This is a genomic window from Lysinibacillus sp. GbtcB16 (assembly GCF_019091145.1).
GTDB classification, from domain to species: domain Bacteria; phylum Bacillota; class Bacilli; order Bacillales_A; family Planococcaceae; genus Lysinibacillus; species Lysinibacillus fusiformis.
The window spans coordinates 1-308 of the sequence record NZ_JAGXJV010000248.1 but is presented as its reverse complement, the minus strand read 5'-3'; the positions used below and the strand labels follow the sequence as shown (position 1 = coordinate 308).

At 38.0% G+C, this 308-nt stretch carries 1 protein-coding gene; it reads left to right on the top strand.

Annotated elements, in window-relative coordinates; genetic code table 11:
* Position 1 precedes the first annotated feature (1 nt).
* Positions 2–308, top strand: a 307-nt coding sequence (locus KVT27_RS24150; protein WP_217582127.1) for an ATP-binding protein, incomplete at its 3' end; no start/stop codon positions are given.

The window sequence follows — 308 nt, the reverse complement described above, 5'->3', positions numbered from 1 at the left end:
AATGCTACAACACATGACCCATTTAGCAAGTTTACATGCTATCGGAATATTAATTATTGACGAAATACAACACTTAAATTTAAGCAAAAGTGGTGGGTCGGACAAGATGTTAAATTTCTTTGTCACACTTGTTAATACAATTGGTATACCTGTTGTAATGGTTGGAACAAATAAAGCCATATCTATCCTTCAAAGCGAGTTTCGTCAAGCAAGGCGAGGCAGTGGACAGGGGGATATGGTGTGGGGACAAATGCCGAAAGATGATACTTGGGATTTATTTGTAGAAGGTATGTGGGATTATCAATGGA